A 20,086-nucleotide genomic window follows, 5' to 3' on the forward strand; every position below is an offset into this window, starting at 1 on the left:
CGGTGGATCTGCCGGCTCAGTCGCCGGCAGATTCACCGGTGGTGCAATCGCCGATGCGGCGCCAGCGGACCCGACACACCAGGAAGGCGCCCGCGCCTCACCCTTATACAGAGTCGACCCGTCGACCCGGAGATACAACATGACTACGACCTACGGCCCTTCTTACGTGCGCGCGATTGCGCCTTACGTCGCCGGCAAGCCGATTTCGGAAGTGGCGCGCCAGTTCGGCCTCGACGAAGCGCGCATCGTCAAGCTCGCGTCGAATGAAAATCCGCTCGGCGTGCCCGAATCCGCGCAGCGCGCGATGGCCCAGGCGGCGAGCGAGCTCGGCCGTTACCCCGATTCGAACGCGTTCGAACTGAAAGAAGCGCTGTCCGCGTATTACGGCGTGCCGGCCGAATGGGTCACGCTCGGTAACGGCAGCAATGACATTCTCGAACTCGCGGCGCATGCGTTCGTCGAAAAGAACCAGTCGGTCGTCTACTCGCAGTATTCGTTCGCCGTCTACGCACTCGCGACGCAGGGCCTCGGGGCGCGCGCGATCGTCGTGCCGGCGGTCGCGTACGGCCACGATCTGAACGCGATGCTTGCCGCGCTCGCCGACGATACGCGTCTCGTGTTCATTGCGAACCCGAACAACCCGACCGGCACGTTCGTCGACGGTCCGACGCTCGAGGCGTTTCTCGACAAGGTGCCGCGCCATGTCGTCGTCGTGCTCGACGAGGCTTATACGGAATACCTGTCGGCGGAGAAACGCTATGACTCGATCGGATGGGTGCGCCGCTATCCGAACCTGCTCGTGTCGCGCACGTTCTCGAAGGCGTTCGGCCTTGCGGGCTTGCGCGTCGGTTTCGCGATCGCGCAGCCCGAGTTGACGGATCTGCTGAACCGCCTGCGTCAGCCGTTCAACGTCAATACGCTTGCACAGGCCGCGGCGGTGGCGGCGCTCAATGACAAGCCGTTCCTCGAAAAGAGCGCGGCGCTCAACGCAGCGGGCTACCGGCGCCTCACGGAAGCTTTCGACAAACTGGGCCTCGAGTACGTGCCGTCGCACGGGAATTTCGTGCTCGTGCGCGTCGGCAATGAAGATGCCGCGGGCGATCGCGTCAATCTGGAACTGCTCAAACAGGGCGTGATCGTGCGCCCGGTCGGCAGTTACGGTTTGCCGCAATGGCTGCGCGTAACGGTCGGTCTTCCTGAAGAAAACGAAGCCTTTCTCGCAGCGCTCGAAAAGACGCTTGCTTCCGTCTGAGCGCTTGACTCCGATCCGCGCGCCGGCTGCTTCGAACCCCGGCGGCGCGCTTTTTTATCCGACTCCAAGTGGCTGCGTTCTCTTTTGACAAACTGGTGATTTTCGGTGTTGGCCTGATCGGCGGATCGCTTGCGCGTGCGCTGCGCGAGCGCGGCAGCGGCAACGTGGCTGGCGCGCGCACGGTGATCGGCGTCGGCCGCACGTCAGCGTCGAGCGCGCGCGCGCTCGAACTTGGCGTGATCGACGGCGCGGCCGCGCTCGACGACGAGCGCGCGCTGGCCGCTGCGCTCGCCGGTGCGGACATCGTGCTGCTCGCCGCTCCGGTCGCCCAGACGCGGCCGCTGCTCGAGCGCATCGCGCCGTTCCTCGACGCGACGACGATCGTCACCGATGCGGGCAGTACGAAAGCGGATGTCGTCGCGGCCGCGCGCGCGGCGCTTGGCGCGCGCGTTGCGCAGTTCGTGCCAGGGCATCCGGTCGCGGGCCGCGAAGCGAGCGGCGTCGAAGCGGCCTTGCCCGATCTTTATGTGGACCGTAACGTCGTGCTGTGTCCGCTGCCCGAAAACGCGAAGGCTTCGGTCGACCGCATTGCCGATATGTGGCGCGCAACGGGCGCAACCGTCCACGAAATGGCGCCGCCGCAGCACGACCGCGTGCTTGCGTCGGTGAGCCACCTGCCGCATGTGCTCGCGTTCGCTTACGTCGAGCAGATTCTGCAATCGCAGGACGCCGCGCTGCGCTTCGCGTTCGCGTCGGGCGGTTTTCGCGACTTCACGCGCATCGCCGCGTCGAACCCCGAAATGTGGCGCGACATCTGCATCGCGAACCGCGCTGCGCTGCTCGAGGAACTCGACAGCTACACTGCGGTTCTCGCCGCGTTGCGCGCGGCGATCGAAACGGGCGACGGAGCGTCGCTCGAAGCCGTGTTCGCGCGCTCGCGCGCGGCGCGCGCCGACTGGCAGCACCGTGCGGCACGGCCGGCGGCCGGCAGCGCTGACGAAGCATCGAAATGAGCGCCTGGCAAGCGTTGCAATGAACTGTCGAAACGAGCGCTGAACTAGCGTCGAAATAACAGAAAACTGGACCACCATCATGGACTACCTCGTTCTCGGACCGTTTTCCCGCGCGTCCGGCACCATTCGTTTGCCCGGCTCGAAGAGCATTTCTAACCGCGTGCTGCTGCTCGCGGCGCTCGCCGAAGGCGACACGACGATCACGAACCTGCTCGACTCTGACGACACGCGCGTGATGATCGCCGCGCTCGAAAAGCTCGGCGTGAAATTGAAGCGCGACGGCGACGTTTGCGTGGTGAGCGGCACACGCGGCGCGTTCACGGCGAGAAACGCCGACCTCTTTCTCGGCAACGCGGGCACGGCGGTGCGCCCGCTGACGGCCGCGCTTGCGGTGAACGGCGGCGATTACCGCGTGCACGGCGTGCCGCGCATGCATGAGCGGCCGATCGGCGACCTCGTCGACGGCCTGCGGCAGATCGGCGCGAATATCGAATACGAAGAGAACGAAGGATATCCGCCGCTGCGCATCCGCCCCTCGCGGATCGCCGTCGATGCGCCGATCCGCGTGCGCGGCGACGTGTCGAGCCAGTTCCTGACCGCGCTGCTGATGACGCTGCCGCTCGTGCGCAGCGAAAGCGGCGTGACGGTGGTCGAGATCGACGGCGAGCTGATCTCGAAGCCGTATATCGAGATCACGATGAAGCTGATGGCGCGCTTCGGCATCGAGGTTCAGCGCGATGGCTGGCATCGGTTCACGGTGCCGGCCGGTGCGCGCTACCAGTCGCCGGGCACGATCATGGTCGAAGGCGACGCGTCGTCGGCATCGTATTTTCTCGCTGCCGGCGTGCTCGGCGGCGGCCCGCTGCGCGTCGAAGGCGTCGGTCGCGCGAGCATCCAGGGCGACATCGGCTTTGCCGAAGCGCTGAACCGCATGGGCGCGAACGTGCTGATGGGCGACGACTGGATCGAGGTGCGCGGCGTCGGCCGCGACGACGGCAAGCTCGAGCCCATCGATATGGACTTCAATCTGATCCCGGACGCGGCGATGACCGTCGCCGTTGCCGCGCTGTTCGCCGACGGGGCGACGACCCTTCGTAATATCGCAAGCTGGCGCGTGAAGGAAACGGACCGGCTCGCGGCGATGGCAACCGAACTGCGCAAGGTCGGCGCGAAGGTCACGGAGGGCGACGACTACCTCGTCGTCGTGCCGCCGGCGAAACTGACGCCGAACGCCGCTATCGATACCTACGACGATCACCGGATGGCGATGTGCTTTTCGCTCGTGAGCCTCGGCGGGGTGCCGGTGCGGATCAACGACCCGAAGTGCGTCGCGAAGACGTTTCCCGACTATTTCGAGCGCTTCACGGCGCTCGCCCAGCCGTAACTTCGCGATGATTTTCGCCGGGACATCGTGGTCCCTCCTGATCCGACGCGCGACTGACTATTACATTAGATGAAACCGACCCGTCCCTTTCACCAGACGCCCGTCATTACGATCGACGGCCCGACTGCCTCCGGCAAAGGCACGGTGGCCGCCCTCGTCGCCGCCCAGCTCGGCTTCCACCTGCTCGATAGCGGCGCGCTGTACCGGCTGGCCGCGCTCGCGAGCATCCGTTACGCGATTGCGCCCGACGACGCCGAGTCCCTTGCAAAACTGATCGACGATCTTCACATCACGTTCCGCGAAGGCATTGCACAACTCGACGGCGTCGACGTCTCATCCGAGATTCGCGCCGAAGAAATCGGCAACCGCGCGTCGGCGATTGCGATTCATGCGTCGGTGCGGGCCGCGCTCGTTGCGCGGCAGCGCGCGTTTCGCAAGGTGCCCGGGCTCGTCGCAGACGGCCGCGACATGGGCACCGTGATCTTTCCCGATGCGGGTTTGAAAGTGTTTCTGACGGCGAGTGTCGAGGCGCGCGCCGCACGCCGGCATAAGCAATTGATCCAAAAAGGTTTTTCTGCTAATATGGATGACTTGCTTCGGGATTTGCGCGAACGCGACGAGCGCGACAGCAAGCGCACCGCCGCGCCGCTCAAGCCTGCAGCCGATGCGAAGCTCCTCGATACCTCCACGCTGTCGATCGACGAAGCGGTCGATCAGGTGGTGCAGTGGTTTCGGGCTGGCGTCAAGGTGTGACTCAAACCGTAAAGCAAGACGTAAAAGTAATCCGTAGCAAAGCAGCAAGAAGTCGGTGTTCCGCCCGCATGGCGGAACGTGTATTAACCCTTTAACCCCGTGTGGCCTCCGGATCTGCCGCAGTTGCCAGTTATTTGCCGGATCTCGCTAGCAAGACCGGCCGGGCGCCGCGAAAGCCATACCAATTCAGATTTTTATGTCCGACCTGCAAACCTCTACCCCGAATACCGAATCTTTTGCGGCTCTGTTCGAAGAGTCGCTGACCAAGCAAGACATGCGCGCCGGCGAAGTGATTTCGGCCGAAGTCGTGCGTGTGGACCACAACTTCGTGGTCGTCAACGCTGGTCTGAAGTCCGAAGCCTACATCCCGCTCGAAGAGTTCCTCAATGACGCGGGCGAGGTAGAAGTGCAGGCGGGCGACTTCGTTTCCGTCGCGATCGACGCACTCGAAAACGGCTATGGCGACACGATCCTGTCGCGCGACAAGGCCAAGCGTCTCGCTTCGTGGCTGTCGCTGGAAAAGGCGCTCGACAACAACGAACTCGTGACCGGCACGATCACGGGCAAGGTCAAGGGCGGCATGACCGTCATGGTCAACGGCATCCGCGCGTTCCTGCCGGGTTCGCTCGTCGACACGCGTCCGGTCAAGGACACGACGCCGTACGAAGGCAAGACGCTCGAATTCCGCGTCATCAAGCTCGATCGCAAGCGTAACAACGTCGTGCTGTCGCGCCGCGCCGTCATCGAGGCGACGCAAGGCGAAGAGCGCGCGAAGCTGCTCGAAACGCTGAAGGAAGGCGCAATCGTCGAAGGCGTGGTCAAGAACATCACCGACTACGGCGCGTTCGTGGACCTCGGCGGTATCGACGGCCTGCTGCACATCACCGACATCGCATGGCGTCGCGTGCGTCACCCGAGCGAAGTGCTGTCGGTTGGCCAGGAAGTCACCGCGAAGATCCTCAAGTTCGACCAGGAAAAGAACCGCGTCTCGCTCGGCATCAAGCAGCTCGGCGACGATCCGTGGGAAGGCATCTCGCGCCGTTATCCGTCGGGCACGCGTCTGTTCGGCAAGGTCACGAACATCACCGACTACGGCGCGTTCGTCGAAGTCGAATCGGGCATCGAAGGCCTCGTCCACGTGTCGGAAATGGACTGGACCAACAAGAACGTTGCGCCGTCGAAGGTCGTGCAGCTGGGCGACGAAGTCGAAGTCATGGTTCTCGAGATCGACGAAGACCGCCGCCGTATCAGCCTCGGCATGAAGCAGTGCAAGCCGAATCCGTGGGATGACTTCAGCCGCAACTTCAAGAAGGGCGACAAGATTCAGGGCGCGATCAAGTCGATTACCGATTTCGGCGTGTTCATCGGTCTGCCCGGCGGCATCGACGGTCTGGTTCACCTGTCGGATCTGTCGTGGAGCGAAAGCGGCGAAGAAGCGGTTCGCAAGTACAAGAAGGGCGACGAAGTGGAAGCGGTCGTGCTCGGCATCGACGTCGAGAAGGAACGCATTTCGCTCGGCATCAAGCAGCTCGAAGGCGACCCGTTCAGCAACTTCGTTGCGATGAACGACAAGGGTTCGATCGTCGACGGCGTGGTGAAGGCGGTGGACGCGAAGGGCGCGGTCGTCACGCTCGGCGTGGACGTCGAAGGTTACCTGCGTGCTTCGGAAATCGCACAAGACCGCGTCGAAGATGCGCGCAACGTGCTGAAGGAAGGCGACAAGGTCAACGCGATGATCATCAACATCGATCGCAAGTCGCGTGGCATCAACCTGTCGATCAAGGCGAAGGATTCGGCCGAACAGCAGGAAGCGATGCGCGGCCTGCAGGCCGAGACCAGCGCGGCCGCAAGCGGTACGACGAACCTCGGCGCGCTCCTGAAGGCCAAGCTCGACGGCCAGAACCAGTAAGCCTTAAGAGGTCTGCTGCAGAATGACCAAATCGGAATTGGTCGCCCAACTGGCTACGCGATTTCCGCAGCTTGTCTTAAAAGATGCGGATTTCGCGGTGAAGACGATGCTCGATGCGATGTCGGAGGCTTTGGCCAACGGCCATCGCATCGAAATTCGCGGCTTCGGCAGCTTCGGCCTCAATCGTCGCCCGTCGAGAGTCGGGCGCAATCCGAAGTCGGGGGAAAAAGTGCTGGTGCCCGAGAAGTACGTGCCGCACTTCAAGCCGGGCAAGGAATTGCGTGAACGAGTCGACCGGCGTGCCGGCGAACCGTTGAAGGCCGGCGCAGCTGACGTGTCGGACGACGATCAGTAAGTTGCCTTGGCACGGCCAAACGGCAAAGACCAGAAAGCGCCCTACGGCGCTTTTTTTTCGTCCGCGCGATTCATCGGTGCATGCGCGCGCTTTGCGCGAGTCTTTCGTGTGCGGTTGCGCGAGTCCACGGTCGTGACCACGGCAAAGCCGAAACCCCGATTTCCCCCGCCGAGCGAGCTTGCGCCCACAGGCAGGGGCTTCATTTACAATACGGGGCACTTCGGCGCGGGCAAACACCGTGGCGCGATGCGTCATCAGGCCGGCGTCCTTCCCGCAACCGTCGTCAAGAGATACACAAATGAAATTTATCGTCTGGTTGATCCGCGTGCTGGTGTTCGTGCTGCTGCTGGTGCTCGCACTGTCCAACACGCAGCCTGCCACGCTGAATTTCCTCGCCGGTTACGCATGGCAGGCGCCGTTGATTCTGATCGGCCTCGCGTTCTTCGGCGTCGGCCTGGTGGCAGGGCTCGTCTCGGCATTGCCGGGCGTGTTCCGCTTGCGGCTCGAAAACGGCCGGCTCAAGCGCGAGTTGCGCGTCGCGCGCGAAGCGCCGGTCGTCGTCGAAGAACCGCCGTTGCCGCCGCTGATTTAAGCATTCCCGCGTTGCGCCTGATGCCAGGCGCAACTTACGCATTTTGCGCATTTCCGCTCATATCGCATGGATCTTGACTTCTGGTGGCTGCTCGTCATTCCCGTCGCGTTCGCGTTCGGCTGGATCGCGGCGCGTTATGACCTCAAGGCGCTATTGTCCGAAAGCGCCAACCTGCCGCGCTCGTATTTCCGCGGCCTCAATTTTCTGCTGAACGAACAGCCGGACCAGGCGATCGATGCGTTTATCGAGGTCGTCAAGCTCGATCCTGAAACGATCGAACTGCATTTCGCACTCGGCAACCTGTTCCGGCGCCGTGGCGAGACCGACCGCGCGATCCGCGTGCATCAGAATCTGCTGAACCGCTCCGATCTGCCGGTCGCCGAACGCGATCACGCGTTGTACGAACTGGGCCAGGACTTCCTGAAGGCGGGTTTGCTCGATCGTGCCGAGGAAACGTTCCGGATGCTCGAAACCGGCGATCACGCACTCGGCGCACAACGCGCACTGCTCACGATCTACGAGATCGAAAAGGACTGGCACAAATCGATCGAGACCGCGCAGCGGCTCGAAACGATGGGCACGGAGGCGCTCGGCAAGGAGATTGCGCAGTTCCACTGCGAGCTGGCGCAGGAGGCGCTGCAGCAGCAGAAGCCCGACGAAGCGCAGCGCCAGCTCGACCTTGCGCTGCGCGCCAACCCGCAGAATGTGCGTGCGACGATCCTGTTCGGGGACGTCGCCGCCGCGGCCGGCGCACACGAAAAGGCGATCGGCGAGTGGCGTCGCGTCGAGGAGCAGAACGCCGCGTACCTGCCGCTCGTCGCCGAAAAAGTGATGAAAGGATACGAAGCGCTGGGCCGCCAGGAAGAGGGTGCCGACGTGCTTACGCAATGGGTCGACGATTACCCGTCGAACGATCTGCTCGACGTCGGTTACCAGTATGTCGCGGCGCTGCGGGGTCTCGACGCCGCGCATACGCTTGCGCGCACGCAGATGCAGAAGTCGCCGAACCTGGCCGGCATGACGCGGCTGCTCGAAGCGCAGCAGGCCAAGGCCGAAGAGCCGCGGCGCAGCGAGCTCGAACTGATGCGTACGCTGATCCGTCAGCGCACCAAAAATCTGCCACGGTATACGTGCCAGAATTGTGGCTTCCGGGCGCGGCTTTTCTACTGGCAGTGTCCGGGCTGCAGCGGCTGGGAGACGTACGCGCCGCGCCGGGTCGAGCCGATTACGGCATCGAGCTGACCCGGGAAAGCCACACAGCAGTCGAGCGCAACTAAAAAAGCAGATACCACAACGGCAGAGTCACGAGGACGGACGGCGGCACGCGGCGCACAGCCGGGCGTCCCGGCCGGACCTGCTACGGCACTCAACTACCGGGCTGAACTACCGGACTCAACTACCGGAAAGCGTATGAAAGTCACCATCATCGGCACGGGTTACGTCGGCCTCGTCACAGGCGCGTGTCTCGCGGAAATCGGCAACGACGTGTTTTGCCTCGACGTCGATCCGCGCAAGATCGACATCCTGAATAGCGGCGGCGTGCCGATCCACGAGCCGGGTCTGCAAGAGATCATCGCGCGCACGCGCGCGGCGGGGCGCATTACGTTCTCGACCGATGTCGAAGCGAGCGTGCGGCATGGCGACATCCAGTTCATCGCGGTCGGCACGCCGCCCGACGAGGACGGTTCCGCGGACCTGCAATACGTGCTCGAAGCGGCACGCAACATCGGCCGCCATATGACCGGTTTCAAGGTGATCGTCGACAAGTCGACCGTGCCGGTCGGCACCGCGGCGCGCGTGCGCGAAGTGGTCGGCGAGCAGCTGGCCGCACGCGGCCTCGCGGGCAGCCTGCAGCATGCGTTCTCGATCGTTTCGAACCCGGAATTCCTGAAGGAAGGCGCAGCCGTCGAAGACTTCATGCGTCCCGACCGCATCGTGATCGGCAGCGACGACGACGTGCCTGGCGAAAAGGCGCGCGAACTGATGAAGCGCCTCTACGCGCCGTTCAACCGCAACCACGAGCGCACGATGTACATGGACGTGCGCTCGGCCGAATTCACGAAGTACGCGGCCAACGCGATGCTCGCGACGCGCATTTCGTTCATGAACGAAATGGCCAATCTCGCGGAACGCGTCGGCGCCGATATCGACGCGGTGCGGCGTGGCATCGGCTCGGACCCGCGTATCGGCTACCACTTCCTGTATGCGGGCGTCGGCTACGGCGGCTCGTGCTTCCCGAAAGACGTGCAGGCGCTGATCCGCACCGGCGGCGAGTCGGGCCACAGTCTGCGCATTCTCGAAGCGGTCGAGGAAGTGAACCACGAGCAGAAGGAAGTGCTCGTGCGCAAGATCACGCAGTCGCTCGGCGACGATCTCTCCGGCCGCACGTTCGCGGTCTGGGGACTCGCGTTCAAGCCGAACACCGACGATATGCGCGAAGCGCCGAGCCGCCGCCTGATTGCGGCGCTGCTTGCGCGCGGCGCGTCGGTGCGCGCCTACGATCCGGTCGCGATCGACGAAGCGCGCCGTGTGTTCGCCATCGACTTGCACGATGCGCCCGAGCAGCTGGCGCGCCTGCAATTCGTCGGCACGCAGGACGACGCGCTGACCGGCGCGGACGCGCTCGTCGTCGTGACCGAGTGGAAAGAGTTCAAGAGCCCGGATTTCCCCCATCTGAAATCGACCTTGAAGTCGCCGTTGATCTTCGACGGCCGCAATCTGTACGAACCGGAGGCGATGACCGAACTCGGCATCGACTACCACTCGATTGGACGCCCTTATGTCGCAGCAACCGAATCCAGAACCGGCGGTGCCAGCCGTGCGTGATTCCATCCTCGATACCGCGACGCCGGTGCCCGAGGCCGGCATCGTGCCGCGCGACCAGCTCGCGCATGCGCGCGTGCTGGTCGTCGGCGACGTGATGCTCGATCGCTACTGGTTCGGCGATGTGAACCGCATCTCGCCCGAAGCGCCGGTGCCGGTCGTGCATGTGCAGCGCCAGGAAGATCGCCTCGGCGGCGCGGCGAACGTCGCGCGCAACGTGGCGGCGCTCGGCGCGAAAGCAGGCCTCCTGTGCGTGGTCGGACACGACGAGCCCGGCGAACGCATCGTGCAACTGCTCGGCGACAGCGGCGTCGAACCGCATCTCGAGCGCGATCCCGCGTTGCCGACCACGATCAAACTGCGCGTGCTGTCGCGCCAGCAGCAATTGCTGCGCGTGGACTTCGAGAACCTGCCCGCGCACGAAGCGCTGCTCGCGGGCCTCGCGCGTTTCGATGCGCTGCTGCCCGCCCACGACGTGATCCTGATGTCGGACTACGCGAAAGGCGGCTTGACGCACGTGACGAAAATGATGGAAAAAGCGCGCGCCGCGGGCAAGCCCGTGCTGGTCGACCCGAAGGGCGACGACTGGGAACGCTATCGCGGCGCGACGCTGATCACGCCGAACCGCGCGGAACTGCGCGAAGTGGTGGGCGGCTGGAAGTCGGAAGCGGACCTGCTCGCGCGCGTCACGAAGCTGCGCACCGAACTCGACATCGCCGCGCTGCTGCTCACGCGTTCCGAAGAAGGCATGACGCTGTTCTCGAACGACGGCGTGCTGCACGCCTCGGCCGTGGCACGTGAAGTGTATGATGTGTCCGGCGCGGGCGATACCGTGATCGCGACGCTCGCGGTGATGCTGGGCGCGGGGCTGCCGCTTGCCGAAGCGGTTTCGCTCGCGAATCGCGCAGCCGGCATCGTAGTCGGCAAGCTCGGCACCGCCACCGTCGACTACGACGAACTCTTTCACTCGCACTGATGCCGCGCGCCGCCGCTCCCCGTAGTGAGCAGCGGCTCGCTGTTACGCCCGACAGCACCTCGAACGTGAGACGACGCCGCGGCGCATGCCGATCCCCGATCGGGCCCGACACATTCATCTCATCCACTCCCATCAGGCAGGGACGACCATGACTCTCATCGTCACCGGCGCGGCCGGTTTTATCGGCAGCAATATCGTCAAGGCGCTCAACGAGCGCGGCGAACACCGGATCATCGCCGTCGATAACCTGACGCGTGCAGACAAATTCAAGAATCTGATCGATTGCGAGATCGACGACTATCTCGACAAGACCGAATTCGTCGAGCGCTTCGCGCGCGGCGACTTCGGCAAGGTGCGCGCGGTGTTCCACGAAGGCGCGTGCTCCGACACGATGGAGCACAACGGCCGCTACATGATGGACAACAATTTCCGCTATAGCCGCGCCGTGCTCGACGCGTGCCTTGCGCAAGGCGTTCAGTTCCTCTATGCATCGTCGGCGGCGACGTACGGCGGCTCGAACCGCTTCGTCGAAGAGCGTGAGTACGAGCGGCCGCTCAACGTGTACGGCTACTCGAAATTCCTGTTCGATCAGGTGATCCGCCGCGTGTTGCCGACTGCAAAAACGCAGATCGCGGGCTTTCGCTACTTCAATGTGTACGGGCCGCGCGAGTCGCACAAGGAACGCATGGCCTCGGTCGCGTTCCACAACTTCAACCAGTTCCGCGCGGAGGGCAAGGTCAGGCTGTTCGGCGAGTACAACGGTTATGCGGCCGGCCAGCAGACGCGCGACTTCGTCTCCGTTGACGACGTTGCCAGGGTCAACCTGTTCTTCTTCGATCACCCGGACAAGTCCGGCATTTTCAATCTCGGCACCGGACGCGCGCAGCCGTTCAACGATATTGCGTCGACGGTGGTCAATACGCTGCGCGTGCTGAAGCACGAACCGGCACTGTCGCTCGCGGAGCAGGTGCAGCGCGGGCTGATCGAGTACGTGCCGTTCCCCGATGCGCTGCGCGGCAAGTACCAGTGCTTCACGCAAGCCGACCTGACGAAGCTGCGTGCAGCCGGCTACGACGCGCCGTTTCTGACCGTGCAGGAAGGCGTCGATCGTTACGTGCGCTGGCTATTCGGCCAGGTGTAAATATTTCGCAGGCCTCCCTAAACTAGCGCCAGCGGTGGGCGATTTTCACCTGCCGCGGTTGAAGACTGTTGAGTCAGTCGCGTGAGTTGAGTCTTTGTTTCAGGGAGGTTTGAATGCTTAAAAAAATTCTGGTTACCGCAGCGATGCTCGCGGCATTCGGTCAGCACGCGTATGCGGTCGTCGATGTCAATACGGCGAATGAGGACGCGCTGCGTACCATCAAAGGCATCGGTCCGGCGAAAGCCAAATCGATTCTCGACGAACGCGAAGCGCACGGCCCGTTCAAGGATGGGGCCGATCTCGCGAAGCGCGTCAAGGGCATGGGCGGCCACACGGTCGAGCGCCTCCAGGCGGAGGGACTCGCGGTCGGCGCTAGCGCTCCGGCTGTCGCTGCTTCTGGCGCGCAGAATGCGGCTTCTGCAAACACGAAGACCACGCCTGCCGGCAAGACCGACGCGGCTGTCGTCGTGAAGAAGTAGCGAGCTGCCGCATACGCGTGCGGCGTCGCCGCATGCGTATGCGCGAGGCTTGGTCGCACGTTGCTGTTGGTCACACGTTCTTTTCTGGTTGGACAGACATCGTCCACTCCTTCAGCCGTCGTTTCCGATGACTGGCTCCCGCGGCCTGCCGTTGCAATGCCTTGCGTTGCGCTGCATCAGCCGCGGGGTTTTTTGCGTGGGCAAGCGACACCGCGTTGCGTGCCCGGTCCCCACATGCGCGGCATGGTGAGACGGCAGGCAAAAGCAGCGTGGTTTAGAATCGGTCCATTGAGGAACAGAAGCGCACGATCCGTACGCAACCGATATGACTTACAAAACGATTGAAGACACGATCGGCAACACGCCGCTCGTACAGCTCGTGAGAGTCGTCGACGACGAAATCCGCGGCCGCAACAATGTCGTGCTCGGCAAACTCGAGGGCAACAATCCGGCGGGCTCGGTGAAGGACCGGCCGGCACTCTCGATGATCAGGAAAGCGGAACTGCGCGGCCGCATCAAGCCCGGCGACACGCTGATCGAAGCAACGAGCGGCAACACCGGTATCGCGCTCGCAATGGCCGCCGCGGTACGCGGCTACAAGATGCTGCTGATCATGCCGGAAGACCTGTCGCTCGAACGCCGCCAGAGCATGACCGCATACGGCGCGGAGATTCTGCTGACGCCGGTTACGGGCGGTATGGAATATGCGCGCGATCTCGCCGAGCAGATGCAGCGCGAAGGCAAGGGCATCATCCTCGACCAGTTCGGCAACCCCGACAATCCGCTTGCGCATTACGAAGCGACGGGCCCTGAAATCTGGCGCGATACCGAAGGGAAGATCACGCATTTCGTATCCGCGATGGGCACGACGGGCACGATCATGGGCGTGTCGCAGTATCTGAAAGAACAGAACGCGCAGGTTCAGATCGTCGGCGCCCAGCCCGAAGAAGGTTCGCGTATTCCGGGCATTCGCAAATGGCCGGAAGCGTATTTGCCGAAGATCTTCGATCGCAGCCGCGTCGATCGCGTCGAGAACGTGAGTCAGGCTGCATCGGAAAACATGGCGCGCCGGCTGGCGTCGGTCGAAGGCATTTTCTGCGGCATCTCGTCGGGCGGCGCGTGCGAAGTGGCGTTGCGCATTGCGCGGCAAGTCGAGAATGCGACGATCGTGTTTATCGTCTGCGATCGCGGCGATCGTTATCTGTCGACGGGTGTGTTTCCGGCTTGAGTTTTGGCCTCGCCGGCGGGCCAGGCAGTTGGTCCGCTATGCCGCTATGCCGCTAGTCGGCAAACAAAAAGCGCCGTGCAGCAAATCCGCTGCACGGCGCTTTTTGTTGTTTTCTGCCCGTGGAACTGCGGCGGGTCGCGATCGCAGTGCCTCGCAAACCCGCCAGGCAACACCTCATTGCATCTCAGGCGCCGGCGCACCACGACCGTTCACACCATTCGTGCCGTTATTGATGCCGTTCATGCCGTTCGAACCCGCCGTACCGTTCACACTGTTCGTGCCATTCGTGCCATTCGTGCCATTCGTGCCGTTGGCATTGATGCCGCCCGTCGCCGCGACTTGCGCCTTGATCCGCTGACCCAGCTGATAAACGGCCAGCGCATAGAAGAAGCTGCGGTTATAGCGCGTCAGCACATAGAAATTCTTGAGCCCGAGCACATACTCGGTCGGCCGCCCCGGCGACGGCAGATCGACGACCGTCACCGGCGTTCCCGCTTCGGACGTTGCGTTGAACGGAGACGGCTCGTTCATCAGCATGCCGGCACGCAGCAATTGCTCGAGCGACCAGTGCGGCTCGGGCTGTCCATTTGCCGCGGCCTGCGCGATGCCGAGGCTGCCGGCGTCGGATGCGATATTCCACACGACGGGCCGCCCCGTTTCCCAGCCGTGCTGCTTCAGATAGTTCGCGACGCTGCCGATCGCATCGGCCGCGCTCGTGCGCAGATCGATCGTGCCGTCGCCGTCGTAATCGACTGCATATTGAATGATGCTGCTGGGCAGGAACTGCGGAATGCCGATCGCGCCCGTGTACGAGCCGAGCACCGAAGTCGGCTCGATCTGCGAGTCGCGCGTCCAGATCAGAAAGTCCGCGAGATTCTTGCGAAACGTGACTTCACGTTCGGCGCGATTGGGCGTGTTGGGGTAGTCGAAGGTCAGCGTCGTCAGCGCGTCGAGTACGCGGAAGTTGCCCATATAGCGGCCGTAGATCGTCTCGACACCGATAATCCCGACGACGACTTCCGGCGGCACGCCGAACTGCTCGTACGCGCGCTGCAGCGTCGCCTGATTCGCGCGCCAGAACTTCACGCCCGCATTGATGCGCACCGCGTCGAGAAAGCGCGCCTGATATGCATGCCAGTTCTTTATCGCGGGCGTCGGCGCGGGCGTGACGAGCTTGACCGCGGTCGCCGAATAGCTGACTCGCGCAAAGAGATCGTGCAGCATGTTCGCATCGAAATCGTAACGCGCAACCATGTCGTTGATAAACGCGTCGACATCGCCGTTGTTCGCGTAGCGCTGCGGGATGATCTCTTCCTCGAACGTCTGCCCTTGCTGCACCGGCTGTTGCGGCTGCGCCTGCGCCACCATCATCTGCGCAGTCTGCGGCTTCTGCTGCGGGCTCGGGCTTGCGCCCGACGTCTGCGCCGAGGCCGGGCCCGCTGCCGCGAACATGCACGATGCGACGATGGAAAGTGCGGCGGCCAAAATGGTGGTACGGAGCCGGAATCGTGCGCGGGATCGTGCGGGCAGAGCGGGGAAGGTGGGCAAGGCTGGCAAGTCGGGGCGAAAGGTCATGGGGTCGACGTGTGCGATGCGGATGGATGTGACGGATGAGTGACGAGGCGCGCCGATTTGCACGAATGCGTGCGAAACCGCTCCGGCGCAGTATACCCGACGACGGTCGCGCAAAATGATGCAGGAATATTGCAGCGTGCGGCCGTGCGCGACTTCTGCCGCTGCGGCGCATATGGCGGCGGGGTGCGGCCGGGCAGCGCGCGGTCCAGTACGCGGTCCGATGGCGTGCTGTGGTAAGTTGACGATGTGCGGCCGTAGCCGGGCTTCGTCTTCAGGGCGCGCCACCGGTATTCGACGAACGGGCAGGCAACGACAAGCAACAAACAGGTGAAAAAACAGGCGCGCAAAATCAGCGCGAAGAGCGGGCATAACCTGCGGGCACAATCGGGCACAACCCAAGGACACAATCGGGCACAACCCAAGGACACCACCCACGCGCGTTCGGAGCGCGACCAGCAAGCGCGCAACGAATCCCGCGACGACTGACGGCGACGACTCATGGCAACCGGTTTCTATTCCCACGCGGACTGTCTGAAGCATGAGATGGGGCACTGGCATCCCGAATGCCCCGCGCGCCTGCAGGCAATCGAAGACCAGCTGATCGCAGGCCGCATCGATACGTTGATCGAGCGCGAATCGCCGCCGCTTGCGGACGAAGCGGATTTACTGCGTGTGCACACGCAGGCGCACCTCGACCATATCCGTCAGACCTCGCCACACGAAGGCTACGCGGCCATCGACCCCGATACCTCGATGAACCCGCATTCGCTGCAAGCCGCGTTGCGAGCGGCAGGCGCGGCCGTCGCGGCCACCGATGCGGTCATCGCGGGCCGTTTCGACAACGCATTCTGCAGCGTGCGTCCGCCGGGCCACCATGCGGAGCCGGCCCGCGCGATGGGCTTCTGCTTTTTTAACAATGTCGCGATCGCGGCTCGCCATGCACTCGACGTGCATGGGCTCGAGCGCGTCGCGATCATCGACTTCGACGTGCATCACGGTAACGGTACCGAAGCGGCATTCACGGGCGACCCGCGCGTGCTGATGTGCAGCATCTTTCAGCATCCGTTCTATCCATACAGCGGCACTGAGAACGCGTCGCCGAATATGGTCAACGTGCCGATCGCCGCGCGCTCGAAGGGCGACGTCGTGCGCGAGGCCGTCGATCTGTTGTGGTTGCCGCGGCTGCACGAGTTCAAGCCGCAGATGCTGTTCATATCGGCGGGGTTCGACGCTCATCGCGAAGACGATCTCGGCAACCTCGGACTCGTCGAAGCCGACTACACATGGCTTACCGAACAGATTCGCCATATCGCCGACCTGTACGCGAAAGGGCGCATCGTCAGTTGCCTCGAGGGCGGGTATAACCTGTCGGCGTTGGGCCGTAGTGTCGTCGCGCATGTGAAGGCGCTCGCGGGGTTGTAGGCGCGCACTCCTCGCGCCGCATACGCGCGGCGCAGCGCGAAGAGCACAAGCCGCAGCGAAACACGAGCAATGAAAGAGCGCCGACGCGGGCGCCATCCGAGACCCAAACGGAGACGATCATGAGTGCCCATCCGCAGCCTGATTCGCGTTCTCATCCGGAGCGCGAGACCGGGCACGACCGCGGCTCGCTCGTCGAAGTCGAGCACGACGCTTACGGCACGCCCGGCGTCGTGCGTCTGACGTTGAACCGGCCGGCTGCATTCAACGCGCTGTCCGAGGCGCTGCTCGATGAACTGCATGCGCAGCTCGCCGCGCTGGAAAAATCCGATGCGCGTGTCGTCGTCCTGGCCGGCGCGGGTCGCGCGTTCTGCGCGGGCCACGATCTGAAGGAGATGCGCGCGGCGCCGTCGCTCGATTACTACCAGCGGCTCTTCGCGCGCTGCACGAAGACGATGCTGACGATCCGCCGTTTGCCGCAGCCCGTGATCGCGCGCGTGCACGGCATCGCGACGGCGGCCGGCTGTCAGCTGGTCGCGATGTGCGACCTCGCCGTGGCCGCCGATACCGCGCGCTTCGCGACATCGGGGGTCAACCTCGGCCTCTTTTGCGCGACGCCGGCGGTGCCGTTGTCGCGCAACGTGATGCCGAAAGCCGCACTCGACATGCTGCTGACCGGTGACTTCATCGATGCGCTGGCCGCGAAGCTGCACGGCCTCGTCAATCGCGTCGCCCCGCTCGACGGGCTCGACGCCGAAGTCGCGGCGCTTGCTGCGAGCATCTGCGCGAAGCCGCGCGACGCGGTGAGCATGGGCAAGGCACTTTTCTACCGTCAGCTCGAAATGGGCGTCGAGGCCGCGTATCAGCTTGCCGGCCAGACGATGGCCTGCAACATGATGATGGACACGGCGCTCGAGGGCGTGCAGGCGTTCATCGATAAGCGGCCGCCTGAATGGCGCCGCTAGCCTGCGACCACGGATAAGGCGGTAAGCGATATGCGCATACGCGCTAAATTCCATGTGGTTATGAAAAAATCGAAAACGATTATTAAAGGGCATGACGTGCGTACGGTAAAATCGCGCGTCTAATCCGAAATAAAAGCAGCGGCGGAGATTGCCAGCAGCGAGGCGCAAAACGCTCGCCGGCAATAGTCCGCCGTTTTTTTCATGATCGAACTTCGCAATATCTCGCAGTGCTTTGCCGGCCCACGAGGCCTGATCGACGCGCTGCATAACGTCAATCTGTCGATACCGTCGGGCGAAGTATTCGGCATCATCGGCCGCAGCGGCGCCGGCAAGAGCACGCTGGTGCGTACGATCAATCTGCTCACGAGGCCGACCGAAGGCAATGTCGTGGTAGGCGGCCGCGATCTGACCACGATGTCCGCGGACGGCCTGCGCTCCGCGCGCCGCGAAATCGGCATGATTTTCCAGCACTTCAATCTGCTGTCGTCGCGCACGGTGTTCGACAATGTCGCGCTGCCGCTCGAGCTGGCCGGCATGAAACGCGCGGCGATCGAAGCGGCTGTGCTGCCGCTGCTCGATCTCGTCGGCCTGCGCGCCCAGAAAGACCGCTATCCGTCGCAGATCAGCGGCGGTCAGAAGCAGCGCGTCGGCATTGCGCGCGCGCTTGCGAGCAAGCCGAAAGTGCTGCTCTCCGATGAAGCGACGTCCGCGCTCGACCCCGAAACCACGCGCGCGATTCTCGATCTGCTCAAGCGCATTAACCGCGAACTCGGCCTCACGGTCGTGTTGATCACGCATCAGATGGATGTGATCAAGCAGGTGTGCGACCGCGTCGCCGTACTCGATGCGGGCCGCGTCGTCGAACAGGGCAAGGTCATCGACGTGTTCCTGCAGCCGCGTCACGAAGTCACGCGTGCGCTGATCGGCGATGTGATCGCGCAGGAATTGCCGCCCGCGATGAAGGCGCGCGTCGCCGACCGGCTGCAGGCGGGCAACGGCCATCTATTGCGGCTCGCGTTCAGCGGCGCGGGCATCGATCAGCCGATCCTGTCGGAGACGGTTCGCCGCTACGAACTCGACTTCAACATCCTGCACGGCCAGATCGACGAGATCCAGGGCCAGGCGTTCGGTTCGCTCGCCGTGCTCGCGAACGGCCAGCCGGCGAAGGTGGCCGAAGCGATCGCGTTCCTGCGCGAACAGCGCGTCGTGGTCGAGGAGATGGCATATGTCGAGTGAAATGATCGATATGTTCGTGCAGTCGTTCTGGGAGACCCTCGCGATGGTCGGTATCTCCGGGGTGCTCGGCGCGCTCGCCGGTTTGCCGCTCGGCGTGCTGCTTTATCTGACCGGGCGCGACGGCGTATTGCAGAACCTGCCGTTCAATCGCGCGATGGGCGTGATCGTCAACGCCGTGCGCTCGACGCCGTTCATCATTCTGCTCGTGGCGGTCATCCCTTTCACGCGGCTCGTCGTCGGTTCGTCGATCGGGACCGCCGCGGCCATCGTGCCGCTGACGATCGCCGCCGCGCCGTTTATCGCGCGGCTCGTCGAAACGGCCTTGCGCGAAGTCGATCGCGGCCTGATCGAAGCCGCCCAGGCGATGGGCGCGACCACGAGCCAGATCGTCTTCAAGGTGCTGCTGCCCGAGTCGTTGCCCGGCGTCGTTGCGGGGCTCACGATCACGTTTGTCTCGCTCGTCGGCTATTCGGCGATGGCCGGTGCGATCGGCGGCGGTGGCCTCGGCGATCTCGGCATTCGCTATGGGTATCAGCGCTTTCTGCCCGACGTGATGCTCGTGGTGGTCGTGATCCTGATCGTGTTTGTGCAACTGGTGCAGTCGTTCGGCGACTGGCTCGTGCGGCGGCTGAGTCACCGGTAGACGCGCACTTCGATCGTCGCGCGCCGCGCATTAGCGCGCGGATTAGAGGCGCCGGTCGAACGCATGTCTGGCGCGTTGCGTATTTTTGAGATTAAATGGTTTGAATAGTACGATCGTTCGCTATTGACGTCGCCTTTGACGGCGATGCAGCCCTCGCGAAATCCATCATGCCTGACGCGGCCTCGGCTGCATGCGGGCCGGGCGCCGAGGGGCTGTCGTTATAATGTCCGTCAGGTTGACGTATTCGTAACTTTGGAGCGTGTGCATGAAAATTCTGGTGCCAGTCAAAAGGGTGGTCGATTACAACGTGAAGGTGCGCGTGAAATCGGACCACACGGGCGTG

19 protein-coding genes and 1 pseudogene are annotated in these 20,086 nt (G+C 63.6%); 19 read left to right on the forward strand and 1 reads right to left on the reverse strand.

The window, feature by feature from the left end; genetic code table 11:
* The first annotated feature begins 139 nt into the window (after positions 1-139).
* The 13 genes from hisC (at position 140) to cysM (ending at position 13,905) form a co-directional block, all read left to right on the forward strand.
* The gene (gene hisC / locus QYH69_RS16180) at positions 140-1,252 is read left to right on the forward strand and encodes a histidinol-phosphate transaminase (RefSeq protein ID WP_308832862.1); all 1,113 of its coding nucleotides are present in this window, start codon (positions 140-142) and stop codon (positions 1,250-1,252) included.
* A 68-nt stretch (positions 1,253-1,320) separates the two neighbouring features.
* Complete coding sequence (locus QYH69_RS16185) at positions 1,321-2,265, forward strand: prephenate dehydrogenase/arogenate dehydrogenase family protein (RefSeq protein ID WP_308832863.1); 945 nt, start codon at positions 1,321-1,323, stop codon at positions 2,263-2,265.
* Between the two features lie 79 nt (positions 2,266-2,344).
* A complete protein-coding gene (gene aroA, locus QYH69_RS16190) occupies positions 2,345-3,649 on the forward strand; it encodes a 3-phosphoshikimate 1-carboxyvinyltransferase (RefSeq protein WP_308832864.1) in 1,305 nt (434 codons plus the stop codon).
* Positions 3,650-3,718: 69 nt separating this feature from the next.
* Positions 3,719-4,402 carry a (d)CMP kinase gene (cmk, locus tag QYH69_RS16195; protein ID WP_308832865.1) on the forward strand — a complete coding sequence of 228 codons (684 nt, stop codon included), beginning with the start codon at positions 3,719-3,721 and terminating at the stop codon, positions 4,400-4,402.
* A 196-nt stretch (positions 4,403-4,598) separates the two neighbouring features.
* Positions 4,599-6,311: a 30S ribosomal protein S1 gene (gene rpsA, locus QYH69_RS16200; protein ID WP_075157811.1), complete on the forward strand. Its 1,713-nt coding sequence runs from the start codon at positions 4,599-4,601 to the stop codon at positions 6,309-6,311.
* A gap of 22 nt (positions 6,312-6,333) precedes the next feature.
* Entirely contained in the window at positions 6,334-6,666 is a 333-nt protein-coding gene (locus QYH69_RS16205; protein WP_075157810.1) for an integration host factor subunit beta, read from the forward strand.
* Between the two features lie 298 nt (positions 6,667-6,964).
* On the forward strand, positions 6,965-7,258 hold the full coding sequence (locus QYH69_RS16210) for a LapA family protein (RefSeq protein ID WP_075157809.1): 294 nt from the start codon (positions 6,965-6,967) through the stop codon (positions 7,256-7,258).
* A 66-nt stretch (positions 7,259-7,324) separates the two neighbouring features.
* The gene (lapB, locus tag QYH69_RS16215; RefSeq protein ID WP_308832866.1) at positions 7,325-8,500 is read left to right on the forward strand and encodes a lipopolysaccharide assembly protein LapB; all 1,176 of its coding nucleotides are present in this window, start codon (positions 7,325-7,327) and stop codon (positions 8,498-8,500) included.
* 168 nt (positions 8,501-8,668) lie between these two features.
* Positions 8,669-10,084: a UDP-glucose/GDP-mannose dehydrogenase family protein gene (locus QYH69_RS16220; RefSeq protein ID WP_308832867.1), complete on the forward strand. Its 1,416-nt coding sequence runs from the start codon at positions 8,669-8,671 to the stop codon at positions 10,082-10,084.
* Positions 10,038-11,057, forward strand: a complete 1,020-nt coding sequence (rfaE1, locus tag QYH69_RS16225; RefSeq protein ID WP_374992426.1) for a D-glycero-beta-D-manno-heptose-7-phosphate kinase — start codon at positions 10,038-10,040, stop codon at positions 11,055-11,057. Before QYH69_RS16220 ends, rfaE1 begins: the two co-directional genes overlap by 47 nt.
* Positions 11,058-11,205: 148 nt before the next feature.
* Positions 11,206-12,198 carry an ADP-glyceromanno-heptose 6-epimerase gene (gene rfaD, locus QYH69_RS16230; RefSeq protein WP_308832869.1) on the forward strand — a complete coding sequence of 331 codons (993 nt, stop codon included), beginning with the start codon at positions 11,206-11,208 and terminating at the stop codon, positions 12,196-12,198.
* 113 nt (positions 12,199-12,311) lie between these two features.
* Positions 12,312-12,677: a helix-hairpin-helix domain-containing protein gene (locus QYH69_RS16235; protein ID WP_308832870.1), complete on the forward strand. Its 366-nt coding sequence runs from the start codon at positions 12,312-12,314 to the stop codon at positions 12,675-12,677.
* 325 nt (positions 12,678-13,002) lie between these two features.
* A complete protein-coding gene (cysM, locus tag QYH69_RS16240) occupies positions 13,003-13,905 on the forward strand; it encodes a cysteine synthase CysM (protein WP_308832871.1) in 903 nt (300 codons plus the stop codon).
* A gap of 174 nt (positions 13,906-14,079) precedes the next feature.
* Here cysM and mltB read toward each other — a convergent pair whose 3' ends face one another.
* The gene (gene mltB / locus QYH69_RS16245) at positions 14,080-15,357 is read right to left on the reverse strand and encodes a lytic murein transglycosylase B (RefSeq protein WP_308832872.1); all 1,278 of its coding nucleotides are present in this window, start codon (positions 15,355-15,357) and stop codon (positions 14,080-14,082) included.
* Positions 15,358-15,807: 450 nt separating this feature from the next.
* On the opposite strand from mltB, the gene QYH69_RS16250 reads away from it, so the two are divergent.
* From QYH69_RS16250 to QYH69_RS16275, 6 genes and pseudogenes are all read left to right on the forward strand, one after another.
* The gene (locus tag QYH69_RS16250) at positions 15,808-15,966 is read left to right on the forward strand and encodes a hypothetical protein (RefSeq protein ID WP_308832873.1); all 159 of its coding nucleotides are present in this window, start codon (positions 15,808-15,810) and stop codon (positions 15,964-15,966) included.
* A 12-nt stretch (positions 15,967-15,978) separates the two neighbouring features.
* Positions 15,979-16,902: a histone deacetylase family protein gene (locus QYH69_RS16255; protein WP_308832874.1), complete on the forward strand. Its 924-nt coding sequence runs from the start codon at positions 15,979-15,981 to the stop codon at positions 16,900-16,902.
* A gap of 119 nt (positions 16,903-17,021) precedes the next feature.
* Positions 17,022-17,864: an enoyl-CoA hydratase gene (locus QYH69_RS16260; RefSeq protein ID WP_308832875.1), complete on the forward strand. Its 843-nt coding sequence runs from the start codon at positions 17,022-17,024 to the stop codon at positions 17,862-17,864.
* 201 nt (positions 17,865-18,065) lie between these two features.
* A complete protein-coding gene (locus QYH69_RS16265; protein WP_308832876.1) occupies positions 18,066-19,100 on the forward strand; it encodes a methionine ABC transporter ATP-binding protein in 1,035 nt (344 codons plus the stop codon).
* Entirely contained in the window at positions 19,090-19,743 is a 654-nt protein-coding gene (locus tag QYH69_RS16270) for a methionine ABC transporter permease (RefSeq protein WP_308832877.1), read from the forward strand. The genes QYH69_RS16265 and QYH69_RS16270 overlap by 11 nt, the downstream gene beginning before the upstream one ends.
* A 265-nt stretch (positions 19,744-20,008) precedes the next feature.
* A pseudogene (locus QYH69_RS16275) lies at positions 20,009-20,086 on the forward strand (electron transfer flavoprotein subunit beta/FixA family protein); the annotation flags it as partial.

The sequence above is a fragment of the Paraburkholderia sp. SARCC-3016 genome, assembly GCF_031119615.1.
In the GTDB taxonomy this organism is placed as follows: domain Bacteria; phylum Pseudomonadota; class Gammaproteobacteria; order Burkholderiales; family Burkholderiaceae; genus Paraburkholderia.